The organism is Pseudomonas rustica (assembly GCF_018336155.1).
In the GTDB taxonomy this organism is placed as follows: Bacteria; Pseudomonadota; Gammaproteobacteria; order Pseudomonadales; family Pseudomonadaceae; genus Aquipseudomonas; species Aquipseudomonas rustica.
Genome location: NZ_JAGYHF010000015.1, coordinates 26706 through 39390, shown reverse-complemented (window position 1 = coordinate 39390; position 12685 = coordinate 26706). Strand labels below are relative to the sequence as shown.

The 12685-nt window shown below is 58.6% G+C and carries 18 protein-coding genes; 8 read left to right on the top strand and 10 right to left on the bottom strand.

The genetic code is table 11. The annotated features are described in order from the left end of the window. Nucleotides 1-90 precede the first annotated feature (90 nt). A complete protein-coding gene (locus KFS80_RS24255) occupies nucleotides 91-261 on the bottom strand; it encodes a hypothetical protein (RefSeq protein ID WP_171057229.1) in 171 nt (56 codons plus the stop codon). Between the two features lie 34 nt (nucleotides 262-295). After that, on the bottom strand, nucleotides 296-748 hold the full coding sequence (locus tag KFS80_RS24250) for an N-acetyltransferase (RefSeq protein WP_338109632.1): 453 nt from the start codon (nucleotides 746-748) through the stop codon (nucleotides 296-298). Between the two features lie 916 nt (nucleotides 749-1664). Here KFS80_RS24250 and KFS80_RS24245 point away from each other — a divergent pair. Then, nucleotides 1665-1934 (top strand): HigA family addiction module antitoxin, encoded by a 270-nt coding sequence (locus KFS80_RS24245; RefSeq protein ID WP_116254251.1) that lies wholly within the window; start codon nucleotides 1665-1667, stop codon nucleotides 1932-1934. On the opposite strand, the gene KFS80_RS24240 is transcribed toward KFS80_RS24245, so the two are convergent. Both KFS80_RS24240 and KFS80_RS24235 read right to left on the bottom strand, forming a co-directional pair. Continuing rightward, nucleotides 1929-2450, bottom strand: coding sequence for a BRO-N domain-containing protein (locus KFS80_RS24240; RefSeq protein ID WP_212546207.1), 522 nt, complete (start codon nucleotides 2448-2450; stop codon nucleotides 1929-1931). The genes KFS80_RS24245 and KFS80_RS24240 overlap by 6 nt on opposite strands. A gap of 364 nt (nucleotides 2451-2814) precedes the next feature. Beyond that, nucleotides 2815-3075, bottom strand: coding sequence for an accessory factor UbiK family protein (locus KFS80_RS24235; RefSeq protein WP_008086041.1), 261 nt, complete (start codon nucleotides 3073-3075; stop codon nucleotides 2815-2817). A 414-nt stretch (nucleotides 3076-3489) separates the two neighbouring features. On the opposite strand from KFS80_RS24235, the gene glnK reads away from it, so the two are divergent. From glnK to sutA, 4 genes are all read left to right on the top strand, one after another. Continuing rightward, the gene (glnK, locus tag KFS80_RS24230) at nucleotides 3490-3828 is read left to right on the top strand and encodes a P-II family nitrogen regulator (protein WP_002555808.1); all 339 of its coding nucleotides are present in this window, start codon (nucleotides 3490-3492) and stop codon (nucleotides 3826-3828) included. Nucleotides 3829-3866: 38 nt separating this feature from the next. Beyond that, nucleotides 3867-5204 carry an ammonium transporter gene (locus tag KFS80_RS24225; protein ID WP_016985874.1) on the top strand — a complete coding sequence of 446 codons (1338 nt, stop codon included), beginning with the start codon at nucleotides 3867-3869 and terminating at the stop codon, nucleotides 5202-5204. A 216-nt stretch (nucleotides 5205-5420) separates the two neighbouring features. Next, a complete protein-coding gene (locus tag KFS80_RS24220; RefSeq protein ID WP_007920418.1) occupies nucleotides 5421-5846 on the top strand; it encodes a secondary thiamine-phosphate synthase enzyme YjbQ in 426 nt (141 codons plus the stop codon). 102 nt (nucleotides 5847-5948) lie between these two features. Next, on the top strand, nucleotides 5949-6275 hold the full coding sequence (gene sutA, locus KFS80_RS24215) for a transcriptional regulator SutA (protein WP_007920420.1): 327 nt from the start codon (nucleotides 5949-5951) through the stop codon (nucleotides 6273-6275). Between the two features lie 234 nt (nucleotides 6276-6509). On the opposite strand, the gene KFS80_RS24210 is transcribed toward sutA, so the two are convergent. The 6 genes from KFS80_RS24210 to lptM are packed head-to-tail and all read right to left on the bottom strand — an operon-like array spanning nucleotide 6510 to nucleotide 11119. Further along, nucleotides 6510-7217: an HAD family hydrolase gene (locus KFS80_RS24210; RefSeq protein WP_212546206.1), complete on the bottom strand. Its 708-nt coding sequence runs from the start codon at nucleotides 7215-7217 to the stop codon at nucleotides 6510-6512. Then, nucleotides 7214-8113, bottom strand: a complete 900-nt coding sequence (gene xerC, locus KFS80_RS24205) for a tyrosine recombinase XerC (RefSeq protein WP_053124977.1) — start codon at nucleotides 8111-8113, stop codon at nucleotides 7214-7216. The genes KFS80_RS24210 and xerC overlap by 4 nt, the downstream gene beginning before the upstream one ends. Nucleotides 8114-8115: 2 nt before the next feature. Then, the gene (locus tag KFS80_RS24200) at nucleotides 8116-8841 is read right to left on the bottom strand and encodes a DUF484 family protein (protein WP_064116398.1); all 726 of its coding nucleotides are present in this window, start codon (nucleotides 8839-8841) and stop codon (nucleotides 8116-8118) included. A gap of 13 nt (nucleotides 8842-8854) precedes the next feature. Further along, complete coding sequence (gene dapF, locus KFS80_RS24195; protein ID WP_212546205.1) at nucleotides 8855-9685, bottom strand: diaminopimelate epimerase; 831 nt, start codon at nucleotides 9683-9685, stop codon at nucleotides 8855-8857. Nucleotides 9686-9688: 3 nt separating this feature from the next. Then, a complete protein-coding gene (lysA, locus tag KFS80_RS24190) occupies nucleotides 9689-10936 on the bottom strand; it encodes a diaminopimelate decarboxylase (RefSeq protein WP_053124971.1) in 1248 nt (415 codons plus the stop codon). Between the two features lie 9 nt (nucleotides 10937-10945). Then, nucleotides 10946-11119 (bottom strand): LPS translocon maturation chaperone LptM, encoded by a 174-nt coding sequence (lptM, locus tag KFS80_RS24185; RefSeq protein ID WP_082341500.1) that lies wholly within the window; start codon nucleotides 11117-11119, stop codon nucleotides 10946-10948. 318 nt (nucleotides 11120-11437) lie between these two features. Here lptM and cyaY point away from each other — a divergent pair, with 318 nt between their 5' ends. From cyaY to rnk, 3 genes are all read left to right on the top strand, one after another. Beyond that, complete coding sequence (cyaY, locus tag KFS80_RS24180) at nucleotides 11438-11770, top strand: iron donor protein CyaY (RefSeq protein ID WP_008084571.1); 333 nt, start codon at nucleotides 11438-11440, stop codon at nucleotides 11768-11770. 4 nt (nucleotides 11771-11774) lie between these two features. Further along, nucleotides 11775-11993: a DUF1289 domain-containing protein gene (locus tag KFS80_RS24175; RefSeq protein ID WP_081500526.1), complete on the top strand. Its 219-nt coding sequence runs from the start codon at nucleotides 11775-11777 to the stop codon at nucleotides 11991-11993. 269 nt (nucleotides 11994-12262) lie between these two features. Then, nucleotides 12263-12682 (top strand): nucleoside diphosphate kinase regulator, encoded by a 420-nt coding sequence (gene rnk, locus KFS80_RS24170; protein WP_053124969.1) that lies wholly within the window; start codon nucleotides 12263-12265, stop codon nucleotides 12680-12682. Nucleotides 12683-12685: the final 3 nt, after the last annotated feature.

The following is a 12685-nucleotide window of genomic DNA, read 5'->3' as shown; positions in this document are numbered from 1 at the left end:
TTTTAAGGTCGAACCTTCACTGGATGTTGCTGAAGACACTAATTCTCAGGCATAAAAAAACCGCCTGTCAGGCGGTCATTTTTGCGGTACTCAGGTTCCACCACCGGCGAGCCAACCATCGGGCTCCATTTCCTTGCCATAGGTCGCGGCCACTTTCAGAAAATGCCGCTGACTGGCTGAAACTCTGTCCGGTAATCCGAGTGCCTCGGTACCCGGTTTGGACACCCGTGCCGGTTGGGTTTTCTGCTTCTTCTGCTTCATAAACACCTCACGTGCCGGGATGCTTGATTCGATCTTATTGGTCGTCTAATGGAAAGACAAGGCGACCGGTTGTATCAAAATAAAATCCGAGCGTTTGATAGTAAGGGATGGCGCCTGAGTCTGGCTCTTGTACTTCGATTTGCGTGCACCCCAGCTTCCGGGCGTAGAACTCTGTTGTCAGCAATGCCATCGGAGCGATCCAACCCCGCAAGGTATTCGTCTTGCAGGTGTGTCCCTGCAAAAGGACGATTTTCATGCAGATCGTGCTTCTTCGCGGTGTTGCGTAGCACAGTCCGCACAGTTCCTCTTTGTACCAGAACGCCAAGTCCAGCCCTTTTGCATCTTTGGTCTTCCAGTCCAAAACAGCGTCCCAGGGATACCCAACGGGGCCGATCCACTGGTGGAATGCGTTAATTGCTACTGGAGTAATCGGATCGATCCTGAGTAATAGAGCGTCAACTCCAGCTGCCACGGCTTCTGGATCCATGGACATTGTTTGATGTGCGAGTTTGCGCGATTCAGATTTGAGTGTCTGATTTCGAAGCTCGGTACCTTTGCCTTTTCTTCGCATCGTCTTGTTCTGTCGGGATCAATATACAGACGATATCGAAGGCATTGATGCTTACGTAATCAGACGTAGGGGACGATCCTCGTAGGACTGTGCTTGTGTTAGTGAAGGACGTTGGAGATGGCCAGTTCAGGGTATGAGAGGGCGGAGAGGCAATACTTTATACCGGTATGGATGAGGGTTTTGCGCTGCTCTCGATCGTAAATGAGCTTTGACTCCTGAGCGGTACTGAAGGATCCTCACGCTCGAGGACTGCAACTGCGCATTCGTTGGGACTGGGCACCAGTAAAAGCTCCCCCGCATTTTTGGCAGCAGAGAAAGCTGGTTTCTCTGAAGTAATGACGACGGGCTAGCCTGTCGGATTCTGAACCCACGGCCGTAAAGTCGGGAGCTAAAGAATCGCTGCGACTACTCCTCCGAACACAAAAAAGGCGTCCTATGGACGCCTTTTTTATTTTTCACTCAGGATCTTCTACCGGCCAGCACGCCGCTTGGCTCAAGCGCTGGCCCACATGTAACAGCAACTTCAATAAATCGCCGTTGGTTGGCTGACATATTCCCAGCCAAACGGAGTGCTTCGAGGTGAAAATCAACAATCTGGAATAGCTTATCCTTCCTCTTCTTATCCTTCACAGATAGCTCCATCTTGATGGGCGTATTTCGTTTGCCAATGTAATGACATGCGTAAGGGCTGCGTAACTGGGCGCAGACGCTAATGTTTGTAGGGCCATGCCCTAATAGTTGTAGGACGCCGGCGAAAGGGGGGGTGAAGGTCTTGAATCCGGGAGTCGGATGCTCCAGTTTGGCCACTCAACGCAGCCTCTGGAGGCGAAAAATGGATCGCAATGGTATGCGCCCGATTCATCCGGGCGAGGTTCTGAATAAGGAATTCATGGAGCCGTTGGGCATGACCGTCATGGATCTGGCCATGCCCACGAAATGGCCCGAAAGTGAGATCGAAAAGCTTGTGAAATGCCAGCTCGGGATCTGCGCCGATCTGGCAATCAGCCTTGCCACTTATCTCAACACTACGCCTGAGTTCTGGATGAATCTGCAATCGACTTACGATTTGCGCAGGGCCCAGCTCCGGCATGCGGGTTTATAGCGATTGCAGCATTCGCGAAGCTCTTTTCCACCATGGCCCCGTCATTGGGCGCTTGGTCTGTTCCCGTTCCACCATCATCTGCGGCACATCTTGCAACCGTATCCACGGCTGGTTATTCCAATGCAACAAACTTAACGTCATATCCGGCCAACTGAGCAGGCTCACGTGTGGGCGTTCGCTTGTGCTGGGGTGTTGCGCGTCGCGCAGGGTGGGGATGACCTGGTGGGTGAGCCATTCGCGCAGGGCTCGGTATTCGGGGCAGTAGTGGTAGACGAGGAGGGCGTAGATGCCGGACTCGCTGATCAGCAGGGTGTTTTCGATCTGGTTGTGGATCAGGGTTTTTCGGGTTTGGTATTGGTCGGGGTCGAGTTTTCGCAGCATGCGTTCGTTGAGGTAGATGTGCAGCAGGCGGCTCAGGTCTCGGGCGCAGAACCAGGGTTGGTTCTGGATGAGGAGGGCGTGGAGGGGGAGTTTGTGGCGGGTGAAGATGTTAGGTGTCAGGTAGTTTTCGTCCATGGTTCAGTTCTCGAATTCAAGTGAAGAAAACTGCTTCTGTTCGTCGCCAAACGAAAAGGGTGGCAGCTATGCGCGGGTTGGCGAACCGGTGAATTCGAAACCGGCAGACCCTGAGGTCTCCCACGCAAAGCCGCCATAACTCGTTGAGAGAAAAAACCTCTCTGTGAGTTTAGTTGCATTGCGTCAAATTCGTTCCAGGTCGCCAAACCCGCTGCTGAACATTCAGCATCGGGTGAGCTTAGAAACCTGGGCTTATCGGCGCAATCGGACGGCGGTCATTCAGGTTGTAGGACGTTGCCGGGATGGTTGAAGGGCTGGAGATCAAAAGATCGCAGCCTTCGGCAGCTCCTACAGGGGGCGTGGGTTATTCAGCGGGCGGCGTCAGCTTGGCTTCCATCTCGGCGACTTTGGCTTCGAGGCTTTCGAGGCGGGCGCGAGTGCGGGCCAGTACGACCATCTGGCTGTCGAATTCTTCACGGCTGACCAGATCCAGTTTGCTGAACGCACTCTGCAGCAGCATCTTGAACTGACTTTCGATTTCGGCTTTCGGCAGCGGGGTGTCGCCGTTGAACAGGCGGGAGGCGGTGCCGCTCAGGGCGTCGAGGAAGTCTTTGGGCGCGAGCATGGTGGATGTCCTGGAAACAATGGCCGGCAGTGTATCACGCAGTGTCTATAGTCAATCCCGTGGTCAGGGATGCACGCTTTTCGCGCAGGCGGACGGACGGCGACGCACCGTTGTTGTGCGTATCCGGATGGGGTTTTGCACGGGATGGCGTGCGGCAGCGGCCAAGGGATTGAAATCAGAGGTTTTTGGCGAGATGGCAAGCTTTCTGCTTAGTCACCTTCGACCCATGCACTGATGCAGTCGCTGTGACGAATGCAGTGCGGCAGACGGAGCGGGGAGTTTCGTCGGCAGCGGTTAGCTGGCGTCAGTCGGGCAGGTACGGCCGACGATGCGTTACAAAGCCAGGCACTGCGCTTAGACTTGAGTCGGGTTTGTTTTCCTGGGGCAAGTCCACCAATTCGGGAGAGAGTTTTCATGAAGCTAGTCACTGCCATCATCAAGCCGTTCAAGTTGGACGACGTGCGCGAGTCGCTGTCCGAAATCGGCGTGCAGGGCATTACCGTTACTGAAGTCAAAGGCTTCGGCCGGCAGAAGGGTCACACCGAGCTGTATCGCGGCGCGGAATATGTGGTCGATTTTCTGCCCAAGGTGAAAATCGACGTGGCCATCGACGACAAGGATCTGGATCGGGTTATCGAGGCGATAACCAAGGCGGCCAACACCGGCAAGATCGGTGACGGCAAGATCTTCGTGGTCAATCTGGAACAGGCGATTCGCATCCGTACCGGCGAAACCGATACCGACGCGATTTAAACGCCGCCACAAACCCCAACGCCCCAGGAGAAAACAATATGACTCTGCGTAAATTCGCAGGGCTAGGAGCCCTGTTGTCCATCGTAATGCCAAGCCTTGCAATGGCGGCAGACGAAGTGGCGGCCCCAGTCCTCAATTCCGGCGACACTGCCTGGATGCTCACCTCGACGGCACTCGTGCTGTTCATGACCATTCCCGGCCTGGCGCTGTTCTACGGCGGCATGGTTCGCTCGAAAAACATTCTTTCCGTGATGATGCAGTGCTTCGCCATTACCGGTCTGATCAGCATCCTGTGGGTCATTTATGGCTACAGCATCGCGTTCGACACCACCGGCATGGAGCAGGGCGTCGTCAATTTCAACTCGTTCTTCGGCGGCATGGGCAAGGCGTTCCTCGCCGGTGTCACGCCTTCGAGCCTGACCGGTCCTGCGGCGTTGTTCCCTGAAGCGGTGTTCATCACCTTCCAGATGACTTTCGCGATCATCACCCCGGCGCTGATCGTCGGTGCGTTCGCCGAGCGGATGAAGTTCTCCGCGATGCTGATCTTCATGGGCATCTGGTTCACCCTGGTTTACGCGCCGATCGCGCACATGGTCTGGTCCGGCAACGGCGGCCTGATGTGGGACTGGGGCGTGCTCGACTTCGCGGGCGGCACCGTGGTGCACATCAACGCTGGTGTGGCCGGTCTGATCTGCTGCCTGGTGTTGGGCAAGCGTAAAGGCTTCCCGACCACCCCGATGGCTCCGCACAACCTCGGTTACACCCTGATGGGCGCGGCGATGCTGTGGGTCGGCTGGTTCGGCTTCAACGCCGGTTCCGCTGCGGCGGCCAACGGCACTGCCGGCATGGCGATGCTGGTCACCCAAATCGCTACCGCTGCGGCGGCGCTGGGCTGGATGTTTGCCGAGTGGGTCACCCACGGCAAGCCAAGCGCACTGGGCATTGCTTCGGGTGTGGTTGCCGGTCTGGTCGCGATCACTCCGGCTGCCGGCACCGTGGGCCCGATGGGCGCACTGGTGATCGGTCTGGCCGCAGGCGTGGTGTGTTTCTTCTGCGCCACCACCCTGAAACGCAAACTCGGTTATGACGATTCCCTGGACGCGTTCGGCGTACACGGTATCGGCGGTATTCTCGGCGCGATCCTTACCGGTGTCTTCGCTGCGCCGGCTCTGGGTGGCTTCGGCACCGTCACCGATATCGGCGCGCAAGTCTGGATTCAGGTAAAAGGCGTCGGCTTCACGGTGATCTACACCGCGATCGTCACTTTCATCATCCTCAAGGTACTGGACGCCGTCATGGGTCTGCGTGTGACCGAGGAAGAAGAATCGGTCGGCCTCGATCTGGCACAACACAACGAACGCGGCTACAACCTGTAAGTACGCGCACTGAAAAAAATTGCCCGGTTCGCCGGGCATTTTTTTGTCCGGGATTTGTCATTAAGCGACAGGCTGAAAGGATTTTTCGTACGCCTTTAGTCGTGTTTACGACGACGGTTTTTCACCGGCCAAACGCTTACGTCATTGCACGCGTATTAGGGCCTTTGTTTTTTCCCAGAGCGCGCTAGAATGCGCCCCGAACGTGCGGAGAACTGTATGTGGCAACAGACTCTGATTACCCTGCGGGCACGGCCCCGGGGCTTTCATCTGGTAACGGACGAGTTACTCGCTGGCCTGCCTGAACTCAGGGAGTGCCGGGTCGGTCTGTTGCATTTGTGGCTGCAGCATACCTCGGCGTCGTTGACCATCAACGAGAACGCCGATCCGGCGGTACGTCGCGACTTCGAACGATTTTTCAATCGTCTGATCCCACAAGGAACAGACGGCTATGAGCATAACGACGAAGGCCTGGACGACCTCCCGGCGCACTTCAAGGCCAGCGTGCTTGGTTGTCAGATCAGTCTGCCGGTGTCGGCAGGGCGACTGGCACTGGGTACCTGGCAGGGTGTTTATCTGGGCGAGCACCGTGATCATGGCGGTGCCCGTAAAGTCCTCGCCACCTTGCACGGTGAAGGGGCATAAACCGTTGGTCACCAATGGTCACTGATTTTTTAACGGCGACTTTCGACAGTTGCCAAAGCTGGTCTATAACTAATCTGCTTTTCGCAAGTCATGAGGTAGAACATGAGCGACGATGATCTGGAAAACGACGACCTCGAAGTAGGCGACGAAGACGAGGCTGAGGAAGGCCTGGAAGCAGCAGCGGAAGACGTTGCTGACGACGATGGCGGTGACGATACGCCGGCCCCGGCTGCCAAAGGCAAAGCCAAGGCTGCGGTGTCGGTAGACGAGTTGCCGAGCATTGAAGCCAAGAACAAGGAGCGCGACGCCCTGGCCAAGGCCATGGAAGAGTTCCTGTCGCGCGGCGGAAAAGTGCAGGAAGTGGAGGCCAATGTGGTCGCCGATCCTCCGAAGAAGCCGGACAACAAGTACGGCAGCCGCCCTATCTGAGGCGTGCCGCTTGCTTGCTGAAAAAGCCCGCCGTCGCTGCGGGCTTTTTCATGCCTTTAGAAAATGCACGACCCGCTGCGGTCACTGTGGCGAGGGGATTTATCCCCGATCGGTTGCGCAGCAGCCGTGAAGTCAGCTTGCGCGGTGTGTCAGGACTGTTGGGTTTTCTGCATTTGGGGCCGCTTCGCAGCCCATCGGGGATAAATCCCCTCGCCACAAAAAGGCGGTTGTGCGTCAGGCGGAGGGGGCATTCCAGCGTGCAAGCACGGCTGGCAAATCGCTGAGGCTACGGATTTCCGCATCCGGCAGACGATCCGCTTCCCACGGTTTACCCGCCGGGTTAAACCAGATTGCCCGCAACCCCGCCTGTTGTGCGCCGGCAATGTCATCACCCGGATGATCGCCGATGTGCACGGCGGTTTCGGCGGTGGCGCCACCGCGTTGCAGAGCCTCATGAAAAAGCCGCGCATCCGGTTTGGCGATGCCGATATCTTCCGCGCACAACGCAAACTTGAAGTAATCCGCCAGGCCCAATCGACGCACATCGGCGTTGCCGTTGGTGACCACGCCAAGGGCGTAATGATTGGCGAGAATTTCCAGCACTGGCTCGACTTCAGGAAACACTTCGATCTGATGTCGCGCATGCAAAAACACTTCAAAACCCTTGTCTGCCAGGTCGGTGGCTTCGCCATGGGCGTAGCCGGCGTCTTCCATCGCATGAAACAACACCCGCCGACGCAACGCGCTGATGCGATGTTTCAGCCCCGGTTCATTGGTCAGCACACGCTCGCGAATCGCCCACAAATGTTCGACCGGCACCGCGCCCAGATTCGGCGCATGTTCGCTCAGCCATTCGCGCAATACCGCTTCGGCGCTGACGATCACTGGCGCGGTGTCCCACAGCGTGTCGTCGAGGTCGAAGGTGATCAACTGGATGCTCATGAATCGTCGCCTTTCATGCGTTTGGCCCGTGGGTGGGCGCTGTCGTAGACCGCCGCCAGGTGCTGGAAGTCCAGGTGGGTGTAGATCTGCGTGGTCTTGATGTCGGAGTGGCCGAGCAATTCCTGCACCGCGCGCAGATCCTGTGAGGATTCGAGCAGATGGCTGGCGAAGGAATGCCGCAGCATGTGCGGGTGCAGGTTCTGCCCGAGCTCGCGTTCGCCGGCCAATTTGACCCGTACCTGAATCGCTCGCGGGCCAAGGCGTCGACCTTGCTGGCTGACGAACACGGCGTCGTCCGCCGGGTTGGTCATCGCGCGCAATGGCAGCCATTGTTCGATGGCTTCGCGGGCCTTTTTTCCTACCGGCAGCAGACGGGTTTTGCTGCCCTTGCCGAGCACTTGCACCATGCCATCGGCCAGATCAAGTTGATCTAGATTAAGCCCGGTCAGCTCGGAGAGGCGCAGACCGGAGGAGTAGAACAACTCCAGAATCGCCTGATCCCGACGCGCGAGAAAATCATCCTCGACTGCACCTTCCAGCAGTTGCAGCGCACGGTCAGTGTCGAGGGTTTTCGGCAAGCGGCGCTCGCCTTTCGGTGGCGCCAGACCGGTCGCCGGATCATGGTCGCAAAGGCCTTCGCGATTCAGATAGTGATAGAGCCCGCGCACCGCCGAGAGCAACCGGGCGAGGCTGCGAGAGGACTGGCCTTGCGCATGCAAACGGGCGATCAGGCTGCGCAGGCGCTGAATATCCAGCGCCGCCCAACTGCCGATGTTCTGTTTGATGCACCAGCCGAGGACTTTATCGAGGTCGCGGCGGTAGGCCGAGAGCGTGTGCGGCGACACCTGTCGCTCACTGCGCAGGTGTTCGCAGTAAGCGTCCAGTTGTCGTTCCATGTTCAGCGTACCGAGCGCAGGGAGCTGTTGACCCGTGGCAGCACGCGGCCCATGACTTCGGCGATGTAGCTGAGGAACAGCGTTCCGACCGAACTCTTGTAGTGCTGCGGATCACGGCTGGCAATCGCCAGAATCCCGTGGATGCCTTGATGGCTGACCGCGACGACGGCGGTGGAGCCGATCTGCTTGCGCTGTTCTTCGCCGAAGAGGAAGTCCAGTTCATGTTCGCGCAGGCTGCCGCTGACGCTTTTGCCTTCGGTGAGCAAGCCGCCGATGGCGACTTGCGCATCGGCGTGGGTGACCCAACGGCCAACCGGTGCCGGGTTGTCGCCGAGCAAAATCAGGCTGACAAAAGGCACTTGGAAATCCTGGCGCAGGCTGTCTTCGACGCTGATTACCACGTCTTCGAGGCTGGCGGCGTCCATCAGAGAAAGAATCAGGCGACGGGTTTTGTCGAACAGGCGATCGTTGTCGCGGGCGACGTCCATCAACTGCGAGAGGCGGTGGCGCATCTCGATGTTGCGATCACGGAGGATGGTCATCTGCCGTTCGACCAGCGAAACGGTGTCGCCGCGCTGGTGCGGAATGCGCAGGGCGGGCAGCAGTTCTTCGTGCTCGACGAAGAAGTCCGGATGCGCCTCAAGGTACGCAGCAACCGCTGCCGCCTCCAGGCTCTCGGACGCTGATTCGTCGGACTGTCGGGCGGGTACCTGAGGCTTATCGGTCATGGTTTTTGCTCACTCAAAGACGCACTTGTCCTTCGTATACACGCACTGCCGGACCGGTCATCAGCACCGGTTGGCCAGGGCCTGCCCATTCAATGGACAGACGCCCGCCGGGCAAGTCGATCAACAGCGGCGAATCCATCCACCCCTGACTGATGGCCGCGACCGCCGCCGCACATGCGCCGGTACCGCAGGCCTGGGTTTCCCCGGCGCCTCGTTCCCACACACGCAGTTGCGCGCGGTTGCGGTCGATGACCTGGAGAAAACCGACGTTCACGCGCGCGGGGAAGCGCGGGTGATGTTCGATTTTCGGCCCCAGTTCATGCACTGGCGCGTTGTTGATGTCCTCCACACGCAGTACCGCGTGAGGGTTGCCCATCGACACAGCGGCCAGTTCGACCGTGGTGCCATCGACTTCCAGTGGATAGCTGATGGCTTGCGCCGGTGCGTCGAACGGAATGTCCGCCGGCACCAGACGCGGGGCGCCCATGTTCACGCCGATCTGGCCGTCGTTACGCACGTCCAGTTCGATGATGCCGCCCTTGGTTTCGACGCGAATCTGCCGTTTGGCGGTCAGACGCTTGTCGAGCACGAAGCGCGCAAAGCAGCGCGCACCGTTGCCGCACTGCTCAACTTCCGAGCCGTCGGAGTTGAAGATCCGATAACGGAAATCCACGTCCGGATTGCTCGGCGCCTCGACGATCAGCAATTGGTCGAAACCAATGCCAGTGTGGCGGTCGCCCCATTGCTTGGCGTGCTTTGGCTGAATATGCGCGTGCTGGCTGACCAGGTCGAGAACCATGAAGTCATTGCCCAAGCCGTGCATTTTAGTAAAACGCAGCAGCATGGGTTACTCCGGCAGCAGGCTTTCGCCGGCAAACAGCTCGGCCACGGTCTCGCGGCGACGCACTTCAAAAGCCTGATCACCGTCTACCAACACTTCAGCGGCACGGCCACGGGTGTTGTAGTTGGAGCTCATCACAAAACCGTAGGCACCGGCCGAATGCACGGCCAGCAGATCGCCTTCGGCCAGAGCCAATTCGCGATCCTTGGCGAGGAAGTCGCCGGTTTCGCAGATCGGGCCGACGATGTCGTATTTGCGCGCAGCAGTATCACGCGGTTTGACCGCGGTAACGTCCATCCACGCCTGATACAGCGCCGGGCGGATCAGGTCGTTCATCGCCGCGTCGACGATGGCGAAGTCTTTGTGTTCAGTGTGCTTGAGGTACTCGACCTGAGTCAGCAGCACGCCGGCGTTGGCAACGATGTAGCGGCCCGGCTCGAACACCAGCGCCAGATCACGACCGTTAAGACGCTCGCGTACGGCTTTGATGTAGTCGGCAGCCAATGGCGGCTCTTCATCGCGATAACGCACGCCCAAACCACCACCGAGATCGATGTGGCGCAGGTGAATGCCGCAATCGCCGAGACGATCAACCAGATCCAGCAGACGGTCGAGCGCATCGAGGAACGGTGGCAGCGTGGTCAGTTGCGAACCGATGTGGCAGTCGACACCGACCACTTCCAGGTTCGGCAGATGCGCGGCGCGCACGTACACGTCTTCGGCGTCGGCAATGGCGATGCCGAACTTGTTCTCTTTGAGACCGGTGGAAATGTACGGGTGGGTGCCGGCATCGACGTCCGGGTTCACTCGCAGCGAAACCGGCGCACGAACGCCCAGCTCGGCAGCCACGACTTGCAGGCGCTCGAGCTCGTCGGTGGATTCGACGTTGAAGCAGTGCACGCCGACTTCGAGGGCGCGACGCATGTCATCACGGGTCTTGCCGACGCCGGAGAACACGATCTTGTCAGCGCTGCCGCCAGCGGCGAGCACGCGTTCCAACTCGCCCCGGGAAACGATGTCGAAACCGGCGCCGAGACGGGCTAGGACATTCAGAACGCCGAGGTTGGAGTTGGCTTTGACCGCAAAGCAGACCAGGTGCGGCATGCCGGCCAGCGCATCGGCGTAAGCCAGATACTGCGCTTCGATGTGTGCGCGCGAGTAAACGTAGGTAGGGGTGCCGAAGCGGTCGGCGATGGCGGACAGCGCCACACCTTCCGCAAACAGCTCCCCGCCACGGTAGTTAAAAGCGTCCATGGCGATCCCTTAATAAACGTCGTGCTTGTGTGCTTTGGAAGCCGGTTGTTTTTGCGACGATTTGGCTTGCTCGGCCGGATCCTGAGTGTCATCGGGCAGGTACAGCGGGCCTTTTTGACCGCAGGCCGAAACAAGGCAGGCAACCGCGACGAGCGCAGCAAGGGAAGAGATCAGGCGCTTCATGGCGAAATCCTTGAAAATGCGTTAATTGCGCCGGAGTATACCGGCCACCCGGCAGCTTGCCTATGTGATGGCCTTCCCGTCCGGCGGGGCTTGCCCAAAGCAGCCCGGATCGCCGCAATCCCCTGTAGGGGCAGAGCTTGCTCGCGAAAGCGTTGTATCAGTCAGCATCATTGTTGAATGATTGACCGCGTTCGCGAGCAAGCTTTGCTCCTACAAAGGGTGGTGAGGGTGCTTGGTCGTTAATCTTTGCAATCGGCCGGAAGCGTCCGTATCTTTCGGCGCTTGAGCCTGATCAGAACATTTTTTGAGGTTGCCGCAATGAGTTTGTCCGAAGCCCGTTTCCACGATCTGGTCGATGAAACCCAGGAAAAACTGGAAGACATCTTTGATGAAAGTGACCTGGATATCGACATGGAGAACTCTGCCGGTGTGCTCACCGTCAAGTTCGAAAACGGCTCGCAGCTGATCTTCAGCCGTCAGGAGCCGCTGCGTCAGCTATGGCTGGCGGCGGTGTCCGGTGGTTTCCACTTTGACTACGACGAAGAAAGCGAGCGCTGGATGTGCGACAAGAGCGAAGAACAACTGGGCGAAATGCTCGAGCGCATCGTCAAGCAGCAGGCCGGCGCCGATTTCGATTTCGAAGGTTTGTGATTCCGTGACTGATACCGCTCCCGTTCGTCCGCCGAAACCGCTTTACAGCAATGTCAGCGCGGCCGTGCCTTCGCCGTGCAGCGGGGTTTGCCGGCTGGATGAGCAGAAGGTCTGCCTGGGTTGCTTCCGCCATGTCGAGGACATTCGCGAATGGCGTTCGGCAGACGATCAGCGCCGCCGGGTGATTTGCCAGCAGGCTGCTGCCCGCCAGAATTCTGTTTGATACCCCATTGTGGCGAGGGGATTTATCCCCGTTGGGTCGCGTAGCGGCCCCAAAATCTTTACGACTGCTGCGCAGCCGAACGGGGATAAATCCCCTCGCCACAAAGGTTCCCAGATGGATAAGTGGGGGCTGGGGCGGGGTGGCTTGTATATTTTTTGAGCTGTGATAGTGTCCCCAGACGCCTCAAACCACCGAGGCACGGTGAAAACCCCGTCTTTTTTGGCGGGGTTTTGCTTTTTATGTGCAGAAGAAAGGAGTCTGCCCGGATCATGACCGCACCTTCCATCACCCTTACCCGTCTGGACGTGCAACGTCTGGAGCGCTTGATCGACAACCTGAACGAGAAAGATCAGGCTGCGCCGGGCGTGATTGCGCTGCAAACCGAACTGGATCGCGCCGACACCGTGGTCGGCCACGATGAAGTGCCTGCCGATGTCGTGACCATGAATTCCCGCGTGCATTGCCGCGAAGAAGGCAGTGGCAAGGATTACCACCTGACGCTGGTCTATCCCAAGGATGCCAACGCCGACGAAGGCAAGATCTCCATTCTGGCGCCGGTCGGCAGTGCGCTGCTGGGCCTGAAAGTCGGTCAGCACATCGATTGGCCGGCACCGGGTGGCAAGACTCTCAAGCTGACCTTGCTCGAAGTCGAATCGCAACCGGCCAACGGTGGCGCGTTCCCCGAGTAATCC

Bases quoted from the DNA above. Each gene is read 5' to 3' on its own strand.
- cyaY (WP_008084571.1), top strand. From the start codon at position 11,438: ATGAGTTTGTCCGAAGCCCGTTTCCACGATCTGGTCGATGAAACCCAG.
- KFS80_RS24210 (WP_212546206.1), bottom strand. From the start codon at position 7,217: ATGAGCATCCAGTTGATCACCTTCGACCTCGACGACACGCTGTGGGAC.
- sutA (WP_007920420.1), top strand. From the start codon at position 5,949: ATGAGCGACGATGATCTGGAAAACGACGACCTCGAAGTAGGCGACGAA.
- KFS80_RS24225 (WP_016985874.1), top strand. From the start codon at position 3,867: ATGACTCTGCGTAAATTCGCAGGGCTAGGAGCCCTGTTGTCCATCGTA.
- KFS80_RS24235 (WP_008086041.1), bottom strand. From the start codon at position 3,075: ATGCTCGCGCCCAAAGACTTCCTCGACGCCCTGAGCGGCACCGCCTCC.
- KFS80_RS24250 (WP_338109632.1), bottom strand. From the start codon at position 748: ATGGATCCAGAAGCCGTGGCAGCTGGAGTTGACGCTCTATTACTCAGG.
- KFS80_RS24255 (WP_171057229.1), bottom strand. From the start codon at position 261: ATGAAGCAGAAGAAGCAGAAAACCCAACCGGCACGGGTGTCCAAACCG.
- KFS80_RS24200 (WP_064116398.1), bottom strand. From the start codon at position 8,841: ATGACCGATAAGCCTCAGGTACCCGCCCGACAGTCCGACGAATCAGCG.
- KFS80_RS24220 (WP_007920418.1), top strand. From the start codon at position 5,421: ATGTGGCAACAGACTCTGATTACCCTGCGGGCACGGCCCCGGGGCTTT.
- lptM (WP_082341500.1), bottom strand. From the start codon at position 11,119: ATGAAGCGCCTGATCTCTTCCCTTGCTGCGCTCGTCGCGGTTGCCTGC.
- xerC (WP_053124977.1), bottom strand. From the start codon at position 8,113: ATGGAACGACAACTGGACGCTTACTGCGAACACCTGCGCAGTGAGCGA.
- glnK (WP_002555808.1), top strand. From the start codon at position 3,490: ATGAAGCTAGTCACTGCCATCATCAAGCCGTTCAAGTTGGACGACGTG.
- dapF (WP_212546205.1), bottom strand. From the start codon at position 9,685: ATGCTGCTGCGTTTTACTAAAATGCACGGCTTGGGCAATGACTTCATG.
- KFS80_RS24240 (WP_212546207.1), bottom strand. From the start codon at position 2,450: ATGGACGAAAACTACCTGACACCTAACATCTTCACCCGCCACAAACTC.
- rnk (WP_053124969.1), top strand. From the start codon at position 12,263: ATGACCGCACCTTCCATCACCCTTACCCGTCTGGACGTGCAACGTCTG.
- lysA (WP_053124971.1), bottom strand. From the start codon at position 10,936: ATGGACGCTTTTAACTACCGTGGCGGGGAGCTGTTTGCGGAAGGTGTG.
- KFS80_RS24245 (WP_116254251.1), top strand. From the start codon at position 1,665: ATGGATCGCAATGGTATGCGCCCGATTCATCCGGGCGAGGTTCTGAAT.